This window comes from Vibrio orientalis CIP 102891 = ATCC 33934, assembly GCF_000176235.1.
GTDB lineage: Bacteria > Pseudomonadota > Gammaproteobacteria > Enterobacterales > Vibrionaceae > Vibrio > Vibrio orientalis.
In genome coordinates, this window is record NZ_ACZV01000005.1 from 225975 (window position 1) to 239487 (window position 13513).

Below are 13513 nucleotides of genomic sequence, written 5' to 3' on the forward strand. Positions count from 1 at the left end.
GGCTACTGATACCGTCAAAGTAAAGAATTATCTGAACAATACTACAACAATTGAGGTGCTATAGATGAGTGAAGCTGAGGCTCGTCCATCGAATTTCATTCGCCAAATCATTGATAAAGATTTAGCGGATGGTACACACACAAGCGTGCATACTCGTTTCCCGCCAGAGCCTAACGGTTATCTGCATATCGGTCACGCTAAGTCAATTTGCTTGAACTTCGGTATTGCTCAGGACTACCAGGGTCAGTGTAACCTTCGTTTTGATGACACTAACCCAGAAAAAGAAGACGTTGAATACGTTGAGTCGATTAAGAATGATGTGAGCTGGTTAGGCTTCGAGTGGAGCGGTGATGTATGTTACTCATCAAACTACTTCGACAAGCTATATGGCTACGCAGTGGAATTAATTAACAAAGGCTTAGCGTACGTTGAAGAGCTAAGTCCTGAGCAGATCCGCGAGTACCGTGGCACACTTACCCAACCAGGTAAGCCAAGCCCATACCGTGATCGTACGCCAGAAGAGAACCTAGCGCTATTTGAAAAAATGCGTGACGGTGGCTTCGAAGAAGGCAAAGCGTGCCTACGTGCGAAGATTGACCTTGCGTCTTCTTTCATCGTGCTGCGCGATCCAGTTCTATACCGCGTCCGTTTTGCAGAGCATCACCAAACTGGTGATAAGTGGTGCATTTACCCAATGTACGATTTCACGCACTGTATTTCCGATGCTCTAGAAGGCATTACGCACTCAATTTGTACGCTTGAGTTCCAAGACAACCGCCGTCTATACGACTGGGTTCTAGACAACATCACGATTGATTGTCAGCCTCGTCAGTACGAGTTCAGCCGTCTGAACCTTGAGTACACGGTAATGTCTAAGCGTAAGCTAAACCAACTCGTCACTGAGAAATTGGTTGATGGTTGGGATGACCCTCGTATGCCGACTATCTCTGGCCTACGTCGTCGTGGCTTTACCTCTGCGTCTATTCGTGAATTCTGTAAGCGTATTGGTGTGACTAAGCAAGACAACATGATTGAAATGGGCTCGCTAGAGTCTTGTATTCGTGATGACTTGAATGAGAACGCTCCACGTGCAATGGCGGTACTTGACCCAGTTAAGATCGTCATTGAGAACTTCGAGGAAGGGAAGGTTGAGTCATTAACTGTGGCAAACCACCCGAACAAACCTGAAATGGGTGAGCGTGAAGTTCCATTTACTCGTGAAGTGTGGATTGAGCGTGAAGACTTCCGCGAAGAAGCGAATAAAAAGTACAAGCGTCTAGTTCTAGGTAAAGAAGTTCGTCTACGCGGTGCTTACGTGATCAAAGCTGAACGCATTGAGAAAGATGCAGAAGGCAATATCACGACGATCTTCTGTAGCTACGATGCGGATACGCTAGGTAAGAACCCAGAAGATGGCCGTAAAGTGAAAGGCGTGATTCACTGGGTGTCGGCGGATAAAGGTCTACCAGCTGAAATTCGCCTGTACGACCGTCTATTTACAGTGCCTAACCCAGCTGCAGCAGACAACTTTGCTGAGACAATTAACCCAGACTCTCTTGTGAAGCTTAATGGTTTTGTTGAACCAAGCCTAGCAAGTGCAGAAGCGGAAGCTGGTTTCCAGTTTGAGCGTATGGGTTACTTCTGCGCGGATGCGAAAGAGTCGAAAGCGGATGCTTTAGTCTTTAACCGCACTGTAGGGTTACGTGATACTTGGGCTAAAATAGAAGCTAAGTAAGCGACCTCTCTAAATAGAAAATGCCAGTCACATGACTGGCATTTTTGTATCTATAGGGTAGATAAAATAAAAGCGCTCATTGAGCTTGAGCGCTTTCTAAGATTACTTCTTCGGCTTGTGAGCGTCAGGGTTATCTTTACAGCTACCGTCACCACACTTACCGTAGAGGTAAAGGCTGTGGTTAGTTAGCGTTACGTTATATTTTTCAGCGATTTCTTTTTGACGTTCTTCAATGACATCATCAGAGAACTCAATAACTTCTCCACAATCCAAACAAACAAGATGGTCGTGGTGGTGCTGAGTCGATAATTCAAACACTGACTTTCCACCTTCAAAGTGGTGGCGGGTCACGATACCTGCATCATCAAATTGGTTTAATACACGATACACTGTCGCTAGGCCGATTTCTTCACCTAAATCGATCAGTTTCTTATACAGTTCTTCAGCACTGATATGTTGGCAGTCAGGTTGCTGTAGTACTTCTAAAATCTTCAGTCTTGGAAGGGTAACTTTAAGACCAGCATCCTTTAGCGCTTGGTTATTGTCTGACATATACTTTCCTGTTGATGAGCTGCAGTAATTAACAGAATCCAATATTCCTATCATTATAGGGTACTACACAATAACAATAAACCACGAACTTCAAGGGGTTACTACTATTTTTTTATAAAGTGGTGTGATGTCACTGATATGTGACATCCGACCAGTTACAATTAGTTAACAAAATAAAGGAGCTTGTACTTAGGGACTGAGAATGAATAAATCATTAGCCAAAATATATAAGCCTAATGTGGTGAAGTTTGCACTTAATAGTTGGCCGCCTTTTTGGGGAGCCGGAATTAAAATATTATCGATCAGTGACGATTTCCGCGAGGTGAAGATGAGGTTAAAGCTTCGTTGGTGGAACAAAAATGCCAATCGCACTCAGTATGGTGGCAGTATCTTTTCTCTCACTGATCCTGTTTATTCATTGATGTTGATGGGGATTCTAGGTGAGGAATATTATGTGTGGGATAAAGAGGCGAGTATCAACTTTATCAAACCTGGCCAGAGCGACCTTTATGCCGATTTTTGTGTCAGTCAGGATCAGTTGCAAGAAATCCTCAACCAGACGTCGAACGGGGATAAGTGCTTCCCGGAGTTCATTACATACGTAAAGGATAAAAACGGAGCTGTGGTATCAGAGGTTCAGCGAAAGCTTTATGTACGTAAAAAGCCTAAATACCGCGAAGAGAGTGAAGAGCAACTTGCTTAGTCATAAATAGATACAAAAAAACCTCCCATTGGGAGGTTTTTAAATTGGCGAGGTAGAAGGTATTAGTCTTCTAGCTCAGCTAAGCACATCTCTTCGTGGATCTGCTTACACCAGTTGTTAACGCGCTCTTCTGTTAGTTCTGGTTGACGATCTTCATCAATACACAGACCAACAAACAGGCTATCGTCGCCTTCAACAAGACCTTTTGAAGCTTCAAATTCGTAGCCGTCAGTTGAAGTGTGACCAAGGATAGTACCACCTTTCGCTTCAACGATGTCACGAACTGTGCCCATCGCATCACAGAAGTATTCTGCGTAATCTTCTTGGTCACCACAACCAAAGATAGCGACTAGCTTAGTTGAGAAATCGATCTGCTCAAGTTCTGGGAAGAAATCATCCCAGTCACATTGTGCTTCGCCGTAGTACCACGTTGGGATACCTAGAAGCAGAAGATCGAAGTTGTCGATGTCTTCTTTGCTGCTTTTTGCGATGTCTTGAACGTGAACTAGTTGTTTACCTAGTTGCTTTTGAATCATCTTTGCAACAGCTTCAGTGTTACCTGTGTCGCTACCAAAGAAGATGCCTACACTTGCCATAGATTCGTTACCTTTACTATTTTCTGTTGTAGTGCCGACCAATTAGCCGATACCACCACCTTCCCAGCTGAGCTGAATAATGCCTTTAGCAATAAAGCCAGCACAGCCAAGGAATAGGACTAACCATACAATGCGACGACCGAAAGGGGGGACATTACCCGCTTTTAAGACATCTTTTATCGCCATACCAATTAAGAAAAAGATAGACGCAAAAAGTAGATCGAGACCAATTGACTCGAGCATGTTCATGTAGTCGTAAAGCATGGGTTCCCTTTATGCCAAATTACTTGCGCGGAACTATACCACTGTTAACAGATAAAGTTAACGGCCAGAGCGTAACAGAGCTCTCATTCTGTTTTAGGCAATGAATTTACGAATCGCGCGTAGCACTTCTGCAGGCTTTTCTGCATGTAACCAGTGCCCAGTATTGGCAATAACATGGGCTTTCGCATTCTTAAATTGACTTTGAACGGCGGCTTGGTGTTCTGCGGTTAGATAATCAGAATCACCACCTTTTAGAAACAACGTTGGAGTGTCAATCGAGCTGATAGGCTCCCAGCCTAAAATATCCCAGTAGTTATTCCAAAGGCTAGTGACGTTAAAGCGCCAAGCTAGGTGTTCGCCATTGTTAAACAATGATTTACCTAGGAACTGCCGTACTCCTTCGAGCTCAATATGCTGGGCAAGGATGTCGAGTGCTTGCTTTCTGTTTGCTGGCTGTTGAGCTTCAACCGCTTTTAGGCCATCAAAAACATTGTCATGGCGACTTTGGCTATATTTTACCGGCGCCATATCAAGCACCAGTAGTTTGGCAATATTACCTCTATCAATGTCGGCGAGTTTCATTGCCACTTTACCACCCATTGAGTGACCAACGACAATGTAGTTGGACAGCTCCAAGTGCTTCACAACATCAAGCACATCTTGAGCCATTAGCGCGTAATTGTGCTCTTCAGTATGTAGAGATAAGCCATGGTTGCGCAGGTCGATGCTAACCACCTGATGATCATTTCTTAGATCACGTGCAAGTAGACCTAGGTTATCTAAGTTTCCAAACAATCCGTGGATCAGAACAATGGTGTGACCCTCACCTTCGACTTTGTAGTTGAGCAGATGTGACATTTTATTCTATTCGTTACAGGTAAACCGTAGAGTCTCTTTAAAGATCTCGCTATAATCCCCCAGAGTTTAAACATAGAGATTGTGAAAAGCGAATGAAAACAATTGAGGTTGATGAGGATCTATACCGTTACATCGCAAGTCAGACCCAGGACATCGGTGAAAGTGCTTCGGACATTTTGCGTCGTCTAATTATGACTGATGCGAAAGATCCTGCTCCAGCAGCACAACAGCCGCAGGTTATGGCGCAACCAAAAGGTGTGGTGGTTAGTAAAGATGCAATTAAAGAAGAGTCGGTAGATAGTGTTAAAGAAATGCGTTCACTGCTCATTTCTGACGAATTTGCTGGCCTTAAGAAAGCGATCGATCGTTTTATGTTGGTTCTATCAACACTGCATCACATTAACCCGAGTGATTTCTCTGAAGCAACACAAGTAAAAGGTCGCAAACGCGTTTACTTTGCTGATAATGAGCAGACACTTCTGGCTAATGGTAACACGACGAAGCCAAAGGCTATTCCGGGTTCACCATTTTGGGTTATTACCAACAACAACACTAGCCGAAAAAGGCAGATGGTTGACCAGTTGATGGCTCGAATGAATTTCCCATCAGATCTGATTGAGAAGGTCACTAACTCAATTTAAATAATTCTGATTAGAACCTCATAATGCGCGACTTAGATAACGTATTATGAGGTTTTTTTATTTCTCATTATTTTAAGAAAGGATGTCAAAATGGCTATGCACCCACGAGCGGGACAAAAAGCTCAACAGCAAGATCTGCATAATATTCCAGCCCTCGTCGCAAACTACTTTCTCCTTCAGCCTGACCCAACAAACCCAGAACACAAAGTTGAATTTGGTACATCTGGCCATCGTGGTACCGCGGATAAATCAACATTTAATGAACACCACATTTTAGCCATTGCTCAAGCGGTCGCGGAAGTTCGTGCAGAGAAGGGCACTACAGGTCCACTTTTCGTCGGTAAAGATACCCATGCGCTTTCTGAGCCTGCATTCTCGACCGTTGTGGAAGTTCTCATTGCTAACGGTGTACAAGTGATTGTTCAGCAAGATAATGGCTATACTCCGACTCCGGGTGTTTCCCACGCTATTTTGACGTACAACCTTAAGCATGATGACAAAGCGGATGGTATTGTTATTACGCCATCACACAATCCACCACAAGACGGCGGTATTAAATACAATCCGACACATGGTGGCCCTGCAGAAGGTGAACTCACTCAAGCGATTCAAGATCGCGCCAACGTACTTATCGCGGAAGGTCTTCAGGGCGTAAAACGTATGCCTCTTGATAAGGCGAAAGCATCAGCTCTATTCAAGCAGATGGATCTTGTTAAGCCATATATCGATGACCTGGTGAATGTTATTGATATGGAAGCGATCCAAAAAGCCAACCTTAAACTGGGTGTCGATCCATTAGGTGGTAGCGGTATTGATTACTGGCGTCAAATCGGACAAGCGTACAACCTTGATCTTACGCTAGTAAGCGAAGCTATCGATCCATCGTTCCAGTTCATGTCACTGGATAAAGATGGCGTGGTTCGTATGGACTGTTCGTCTCCTTACGCGATGGCAGGTTTACTCGCACTAAAAGATGAGTACGACTTAGCGTTTGGTAATGACCCAGATTATGACCGTCATGGCATTGTGACGCCAAAAGGTTTGATGAACCCTAACCACTTCCTAGCAGTATGTATTGATTACCTTTACCGTCACCGCGAAGGTTGGGGCAAAGACGTTGCCGTTGGTAAGACACTGGTATCAAGTGCGCTGATTGACCGTGTAGTAGCTGACCTTGGTCGCGAACTTTGTGAAGTGCCAGTTGGCTTCAAATGGTTTGTTGATGGTCTTTATGAGGGTAAATTCGGCTTTGGTGGTGAAGAGTCTGCGGGCGCTTCATTCTTACGTAAAGACGGTTCACCTTGGTCAACTGACAAAGATGGCATCATCTTATGTCTGCTAGCCGCTGAAATTACGGCTGTAACAGGTAAGAACCCACAAGAATACTACGAAGAGCTAGCGGCGAAACACGGTGCGTCTGAGTACAACCGTATTCAAGCGGTGGCAAATGGCCCGCAAAAAGCAGTGTTGTCTAAGCTTTCTGCTGAAATGGTAACGGCAGAGACGCTAGCAGGTGATGCAATTACTGCTCGCCTGACTCATGCACCGGGTAATGGCGCTGCGATTGGCGGTCTTAAAGTGACCACTGAGAACGGCTGGTTTGCTGCGCGTCCATCTGGCACTGAAGATATTTACAAAATCTACTGTGAGAGCTTTAAAGGTGCCGAGCACTTAAAGCAGATTGAAGCAGAAGCGCAAGAGATCGTAAATCAGGTGTTTGCTAACGCAGGTCTGTAATTTAGGCGATTAACTGTTGTATTAAGGGCTGACAAATTGTCAGCCCTTTTTTATTGGAAGTTCAGTCATTCCTTAGAGAGAAGAATGAACGAGTAAGGAATCTCATCCAATCTTCGATACGCTATAAGAGATCCCCAACTCGCTCGTACCTCACTCTTGAGGATGACGATAGCAGGAGTTGTAGGCAATTTTTATGTATTTGGGAGTAGCTTTCGGTCCCCCAAATACTGAGACTATCCGCGTCATTCCATAGACCGAAGAATGAGGGAGTAGGGAATCTCATCCAATCTTCGACACGCTATAAGAGATCGCCAACTCGCTCGCGCCTCACTCTTGAGGATGACGATAGTAGGAGTTGTAATGCAGGTCGCTCTTATCGTGTATTTATTAACTCGGCCAACTATCAGGCACAACAAACCAAAACTGCCCTTCTTTTGTCTGAGCATGAACAAATCGTCCATTGGTTTTGCCTATCGGGTTATTGAACTCTTGTAAACCAATTGCCCAAAGCGGCTTTTCGAGTTCATAGAGCGGCTCGCCAATTTGATCCCATTGACTTTGATAACACCAATAACCAGTGATTTGACTAGGGTTTAAGGCAAGACCTAAACACTCATTAGGAATCGTCTCTGGCGAAAAAGGATTGATATAAAGACGCCCTTGGATTAACAAATGCTCAGAAAGATCTGAATAGTGGGGATATTGTTCAAGAAATTCATTTGAAGAGCTCATCTTTAATTGATGGGAGAGCATTCTTGCGAGTTTTTTATCTAGTTGATCATGCGCATTTGGTCCGTACCAAATCCCTTGATGTAATAGATAGAATTTAATCGCAACTTCCCAGTGTTCATTTTGCTGTGACGTCAGGTTATGTAGGATCAGATCAATCGCGCCTAAGGTTTGACCAGATGCCTTATTGATTTGAATCTCTTCTTCGAGCAGCGAATACTTTTCACTATTGCTGATGAGCTCAGTGCATAGGTGTTGGTAGATGAAGCCTAGTCGAGGATTTCCCTGATAATCATCTTGTTTTAGAGGAGTGATATTCAGCGCTTTGACATCGACAAATGGCGGCGTCAGATTAAATAGCGATGGCGTCTCATGGACCCAATGATAAAAACGTTGTAAAGCGTTCATCCTTAAACCTATATCTGCTTGAACGCCACTATTGTAGCTAGGTGCTGGTAAGGTTGCTATGGTTCGAATACACTTTGCACAGCAAGATAAAGCAGTAATGAAAGCAATGAGATGGAAGCTGTCATGAACAACTTACAATTAGAAAAAATCCTTAACGAGAAACTCTCTCCACAACTCATTAAAGACTATGCACCTAACGGCTTGCAGGTTGAAGGTAAAGAGCTGATTAAAAAGGTCGTTACCGGTGTGACGGCTTCACAAGCATTAATTGATAAAGCGGTAGAGCTCAACGCTGATGCACTTTTGGTTCACCACGGCTATTTTTGGAAAGGTGAACCTGAGCCGATTCGTGGTATGAAAGGTAAGCGCATCCGCACACTGATCAAGAACGACGTAAACTTGTTGGGGTACCACCTACCACTAGATATCCACCCTGAACTGGGTAATAACGCTGAACTGGCACGTTTGTTAGAAATAGACGTTGAAGGTGGTCTTGAAGGTCATCCGCAATCTGTCGCGATGTTTGGTCGACTAAAAACACCAATGACAGGTGCTGAGTTCGCCAGCAAGATTAATCAAGTACTCGCTCGCGAGCCACTGCACATTGCGCCAGATAATGCCGATAAGATGATTGAAACAGTCGGTTGGTGTACTGGTGGTGGCCAAGATTATATCGAGCTAGCGGCTCAAAATGGCCTCGATGCCTTTGTATCAGGCGAGATCTCAGAGCGTACGACTTACTCGGCACGCGAGCAAGATATCCATTATTTCGCTGCAGGTCACCATGCGACCGAGCGCTACGGAATTAAAGCTCTTGGTGAATGGTTAGCCAAAGAACACGATTTGGATGTCGAATTTATTGATATTGATAATCCGGTTTAAGGTCATTTTTAGATTTTGGGGAGTTTAAGATAGAGAAGTCGTCATTCCATAGAGTGACGAAGGAGCGAGTAGGGAATCTCCATAAGTTACCGACTTGCTTTAAGAGCTCCCCAACTCACTCATGACTCGTTTTTGAGGATGACAACTCATCTAATAAAAAAGGCTGACGTGTAAACGTCAGCCTTTTATTTTTTGCTAGTCAGCTATTATTCACGCTCATGTAGAGGCGAGAATTCACGCTGTACTTCACCAGTGTATAGCTGGCGAGGGCGACCGATACGGTTTAGTGGATCGCTGTGCATTTCGTTCCAGTGTGCAATCCAACCGATAGTACGAGAGATTGCAAAGATAACGGTAAACATTGATACAGGAATGCCAATCGCTTTCAGAATGATACCTGAGTAGAAGTCTACGTTCGGGTATAGTTTCTTCGATACAAAGTATTCGTCAGAAAGAGCAATACGTTCAAGTTCCATTGCCACGTCAAGCAGTGGATCTTTGATATTAAGCTCTTTAAGTACTTCGTGGCACGTTTCACGCATAACCGTAGCACGTGGATCGTAGTTCTTGTAAACACGGTGACCGAAGCCCATTAGGCGGAACGGGTCATCTTTATCCTTCGCACGTGCAACGTACTCAGGAATGTTATCGACACTACCGATCTCTTCAAGCATCTTCAGACATGCTTCGTTAGCACCACCGTGAGCTGGGCCCCATAAAGATGCGATACCTGCCGCGATACAAGCGAATGGGTTAGCACCTGATGAACCAGACAGACGTACTGTAGACGTTGAAGCGTTTTGCTCGTGGTCTGCGTGCAATGTAAAGATTTTATCCATTGCGCGAGCAACAACAGGGTTAACTTCGTACTCTTCACATGGGTTAGCGAACATCATGTGCAGGTAGTTCTCAGCGTAGCTTAGGTCATTACGTGGATAAATGAATGGCTGGCCGATTGAGTACTTGTAACACATTGCCGCAAGTGTTGGCATTTTCGACAGTAGTCGATATGCCGCGATTTCGCGGTGTTCGTCGTTATTGATATCTAATGAATCGTGGTAAAACGCAGCAAGTGCACCGACTACGCCACACATAACTGCCATTGGGTGAGCATCACGACGGAAGCCATGGAAGAAGCTAGCGATTTGCTCATGTACCATCGTATGGCGAGTTACAGTTGTTTTGAATTGCTCGTATTGTTCACGGGTTGGGGCTTCACCATAAAGAAGGATGTAACATACTTCTAAGTAATCAGCATTATTTGCTAGCTGATCAATTGGGTAACCGCGGTGCAAAAGAATGCCTTTGCCGCCGTCGATGTAGGTGATTTGAGATTCACAAGATGCAGTGGCAAGAAAACCTGGGTCAAATGTAAAGAATCCATTTGCTCCCAGTTTACGAACATCAATTACAGGTGTGCCTAGGGCACCTTCCATAATCGGCAGCTCGATTGGCGCTTGACCTTCAACATGAAGGGTAGCTTTCTTATCCGCCATAACAATCTCCTTTGTTTTATTATTTAATCCGTCCAGGATGTTTGTGTGACATTTTTGTACGTGTGTTCGTTATCAAAGTCAATTTTTCTCCTCTGATGTGTGCACTTGTTATGATTTTTTGAATGCAAAACGTTAAAAATCTGGGCTGTGTAGCAAAAATTGTTACATCAATTGTATTAGAATGTTGCCAGCCGTATAGTGGCGCAGTAAATTTTGGTGGAAACCTTATAAATTCAAGGCTTGAAACAAATGTGAGGTGAAGTTTCGAGTCTTGTTGTTAACAAATTTTTTACAAAATACTCGGTCATTTGATGGGGTTGCTTGTTATATAAATGTTAACTTTTGCAGGTTTGCAACCAAAATTCGTTCATAACTATAAATGCTCAATGGAGCTGAGTGAGCAAGCCCGTGAAAGAAAGAAAGTCAAGACCTGTTAATTTAGATTTACAGACCATTCGCTTTCCGATCACTGCAATCGCATCTATTTTACACCGTGTATCCGGTGTGATTACGTTTGTCGCGGTCGGGATCCTACTTTGGTTACTATCCATTTCCTTATCCTCTCCTGTAGGTTACGCACAAGCAGTCGACATTGTTGATGGCTTCTTTGTGACGTTTATCTTGTGGGGAATTCTAACGGCACTGGCCTACCATATTGTTGGTGGTATCCGTCACCTTCTGATGGACTTAGGTCATTTTGAAGAGCTGGAATCTGGTGCAATGAGCGCTAAGGTTGCATTCGCAGCGACAGCCGTCCTGTCACTACTAGCGGGGATCATGGTGTGGTAAAACATATTTCATCTTTTGGTCGTAATGGTGTACACGATTTCCTACTGATTCGTGCTACTGCGATCATCATGACACTTTATACAATCTATCTGGTTAGCTTCTGTGCTTTCACAGATATTTCTTACGTATCTTGGACTCAGTTCTTTGGTGGCACGTTCACTAAAGTGTTCACGATGTTAGCGTTGGTTTCGGTTCTAATCCATGCGTGGATTGGTTTGTGGCAGGTTCTTACTGACTACATCAAATGCGCTAAGCTTCGTGGCGGCCTACAGTTAGCTGTTATTGCAGTACTGTTTGGCTACTTCTTCTCTGGTCTATTTATTTTGTGGGGTGCGTAAGTGTCTATTCCAGTTCGCGAATTTGATGCCGTAGTAATCGGCGCTGGTGGTGCAGGCATGCGTGCTGCGCTACAAATCTCTGAGCAAGGCCTATCATGTGCTTTGCTTTCTAAAGTATTTCCTACTCGTTCTCACACTGTATCAGCACAGGGTGGTATCACTGTTGCGTTAGGTAACGCGCATGAAGACCACTGGGAACAGCACATGTACGATACCGTTAAAGGTTCTGACTACATCGGTGACCAAGACGCTATCGAGTACATGTGTAAGAATGGTCCTGAGTCAGTCATTGAACTTGAGAAAATGGGTCTACCTTTCTCGCGTTTCGACAACGGTACTATCTACCAACGTCCTTTCGGCGGTCAGTCGAAGAACTTCGGTGGTGAGCAGGCTGCGCGCACAGCAGCTGCAGCTGACCGTACTGGTCACGCGCTTCTACACACGCTTTACCAGCAAAACATCAAACACAAAACAACCGTATTCTCTGAGTGGTATGCACTTGATCTTGTGAAGAACGAAGATGGTGTTGTTCTAGGTTGTACTGCGCTTTGTATGGAAACCGGTGAAGTTTGTTACTTCAAATCAAAAGCAACCATCCTAGCTACGGGTGGTGCAGGTCGTATCTACGCATCAACAACGAATGCTCACATCAACACGGGTGATGGCGTTGGTATGGCACTTCGTGCAGGCGTTCCAATGCAAGATATGGAAATGTGGCAGTTCCACCCAACGGGTATCGCTGGCGCAGGTGTTCTTGTAACAGAAGGCTGTCGTGGTGAAGGTGGTTACCTTCTCAACAAAGATGGCGAACGTTTCATGGAGCGTTACGCCCCTAACGCGAAAGACCTTGCTGGTCGTGACGTTGTTGCTCGTTCAATGATGATTGAAATCCGTGAAGGTCGAGGCTGCGATGGTCCTTGGGGTCCACATATTAAACTGAAACTGGATCACCTAGGTAAAGAGACTCTTGAGTCACGTCTACCTGGCGTTTGTGAACTGTCTCGTACATTTGCTCACGTTGACCCAGTGAAAGAGCCAATCCCAGTAATTCCAACTTGTCACTACATGATGGGTGGCGTTCCAACTCAGGTTTCTGGTCAGGCTATCAAGCAAGATGAAAGCGGCGCTGATGTTGAAGTTCAAGGCCTATTCGCTTGTGGTGAAATTGCATCTGTATCTGTACACGGTGCTAACCGTCTTGGTGGTAACTCACTTCTCGACTTGGTGGTATTTGGCCGTGCAACAGGTCTACACCTTGGTGAGACGTTGGCGAAACAAGCGGAAGCGAAAGCAGCAACTGAAGCTGACATTGAGCGTTCTCTAGAGCGTTACAACCGTTGGGAAAACAGCACAGAGGGTGAAGACCCAGCACAGATTCGTAAAGACCTACAACAATGTATGCAGAATAACTTCTCGGTATTCCGTGAAGGTGATGCAATGGCTAAAGGTCTTGAAGAGCTGAAAGTTATCCGTGAGCGTCTGAAAAACGCACACCTTGCTGATAAATCAACAGAGTTCAACACTCAGCGTATTGAGTGTCTAGAACTAGAAAACCTGATGGAAACAGCATACGCAACAGCCGTAGCGGCAAACTACCGTACAGAAAGTCGTGGAGCACATGCTCGTTTTGACTTCCCAGATCGTGATGATGCGCAGTGGCTATGTCACTCGGTCTACAATCCAGAAACGGAAGCAATGGCGAAGCGTGATGTCAACATGGAACCTATTCACCGTGATGCGTTCCCGCCGAAAGCACGTACGTACTAAGGAAAGGAGGATAATATT

14 protein-coding genes are annotated in these 13513 nt (G+C 44.7%); 8 read left to right on the top strand and 6 right to left on the bottom strand.

The genetic code is table 11. The annotated features are described in order from the left end of the window. The first annotated feature begins 64 nt into the window (after window positions 1-64). Entirely contained in the window at window positions 65-1735 is a 1671-nt protein-coding gene (gene glnS / locus VIA_RS11560) for a glutamine--tRNA ligase (protein ID WP_004413176.1), read from the top strand. Window positions 1736-1837: 102 nt separating this feature from the next. Here glnS and fcrX read toward each other — a convergent pair whose 3' ends face one another. After that, the gene (gene fcrX, locus VIA_RS11565; RefSeq protein WP_004413177.1) at window positions 1838-2287 is read right to left on the bottom strand and encodes a ferric iron uptake transcriptional regulator FcrX; all 450 of its coding nucleotides are present in this window, start codon (window positions 2285-2287) and stop codon (window positions 1838-1840) included. 202 nt (window positions 2288-2489) lie between these two features. Between fcrX and VIA_RS11570 the strand changes: the two genes are divergently transcribed. After that, window positions 2490-2990, top strand: coding sequence for a DUF4442 domain-containing protein (locus tag VIA_RS11570; RefSeq protein ID WP_004413178.1), 501 nt, complete (start codon window positions 2490-2492; stop codon window positions 2988-2990). Window positions 2991-3052: 62 nt separating this feature from the next. Here VIA_RS11570 and fldA read toward each other — a convergent pair whose 3' ends face one another. The 3 genes from fldA to VIA_RS11585 all read right to left on the bottom strand — a co-directional run bounded on the left by fldA (window position 3053) and on the right by VIA_RS11585 (window position 4708). Beyond that, the gene (fldA, locus tag VIA_RS11575) at window positions 3053-3586 is read right to left on the bottom strand and encodes a flavodoxin FldA (protein ID WP_004413179.1); all 534 of its coding nucleotides are present in this window, start codon (window positions 3584-3586) and stop codon (window positions 3053-3055) included. 42 nt (window positions 3587-3628) lie between these two features. Continuing rightward, the gene (locus tag VIA_RS11580; RefSeq protein WP_004413180.1) at window positions 3629-3850 is read right to left on the bottom strand and encodes a DUF2788 domain-containing protein; all 222 of its coding nucleotides are present in this window, start codon (window positions 3848-3850) and stop codon (window positions 3629-3631) included. A gap of 93 nt (window positions 3851-3943) precedes the next feature. Continuing rightward, window positions 3944-4708 (bottom strand): alpha/beta fold hydrolase, encoded by a 765-nt coding sequence (locus tag VIA_RS11585; RefSeq protein ID WP_004413181.1) that lies wholly within the window; start codon window positions 4706-4708, stop codon window positions 3944-3946. A gap of 92 nt (window positions 4709-4800) precedes the next feature. On the opposite strand from VIA_RS11585, the gene seqA reads away from it, so the two are divergent. Together seqA and pgm are read left to right on the top strand one after the other, a co-directional pair. Further along, the gene (gene seqA, locus VIA_RS11590) at window positions 4801-5349 is read left to right on the top strand and encodes a replication initiation negative regulator SeqA (protein ID WP_004413182.1); all 549 of its coding nucleotides are present in this window, start codon (window positions 4801-4803) and stop codon (window positions 5347-5349) included. Between the two features lie 90 nt (window positions 5350-5439). After that, entirely contained in the window at window positions 5440-7086 is a 1647-nt protein-coding gene (pgm, locus tag VIA_RS11595) for a phosphoglucomutase (alpha-D-glucose-1,6-bisphosphate-dependent) (RefSeq protein WP_004413183.1), read from the top strand. A 387-nt stretch (window positions 7087-7473) separates the two neighbouring features. Here the strand turns inward: pgm and VIA_RS11600 are convergent, their stop codons facing one another. Beyond that, complete coding sequence (locus tag VIA_RS11600) at window positions 7474-8223, bottom strand: DUF1853 family protein (protein ID WP_004413184.1); 750 nt, start codon at window positions 8221-8223, stop codon at window positions 7474-7476. Between the two features lie 123 nt (window positions 8224-8346). On the opposite strand from VIA_RS11600, the gene VIA_RS11605 reads away from it, so the two are divergent. Further along, window positions 8347-9105 carry a Nif3-like dinuclear metal center hexameric protein gene (locus VIA_RS11605; RefSeq protein WP_004413185.1) on the top strand — a complete coding sequence of 253 codons (759 nt, stop codon included), beginning with the start codon at window positions 8347-8349 and terminating at the stop codon, window positions 9103-9105. Between the two features lie 206 nt (window positions 9106-9311). On the opposite strand, the gene VIA_RS11610 is transcribed toward VIA_RS11605, so the two are convergent. Further along, window positions 9312-10601 carry a citrate synthase gene (locus tag VIA_RS11610; RefSeq protein ID WP_004413186.1) on the bottom strand — a complete coding sequence of 430 codons (1290 nt, stop codon included), beginning with the start codon at window positions 10599-10601 and terminating at the stop codon, window positions 9312-9314. Window positions 10602-10997: 396 nt separating this feature from the next. Here VIA_RS11610 and sdhC point away from each other — a divergent pair, with 396 nt between their 5' ends. From sdhC to sdhA, 3 genes are read left to right on the top strand one after another with little or no spacing between them, the layout of a single operon-like run. Beyond that, window positions 10998-11390: a succinate dehydrogenase cytochrome b556 subunit gene (sdhC, locus tag VIA_RS11615; protein ID WP_004413187.1), complete on the top strand. Its 393-nt coding sequence runs from the start codon at window positions 10998-11000 to the stop codon at window positions 11388-11390. Next, entirely contained in the window at window positions 11384-11728 is a 345-nt protein-coding gene (sdhD, locus tag VIA_RS11620; protein ID WP_004413188.1) for a succinate dehydrogenase, hydrophobic membrane anchor protein, read from the top strand. The genes sdhC and sdhD overlap by 7 nt, the downstream gene beginning before the upstream one ends. Then, complete coding sequence (gene sdhA / locus VIA_RS11625; protein WP_004413189.1) at window positions 11729-13495, top strand: succinate dehydrogenase flavoprotein subunit; 1767 nt, start codon at window positions 11729-11731, stop codon at window positions 13493-13495. Window positions 13496-13513: the final 18 nt, after the last annotated feature.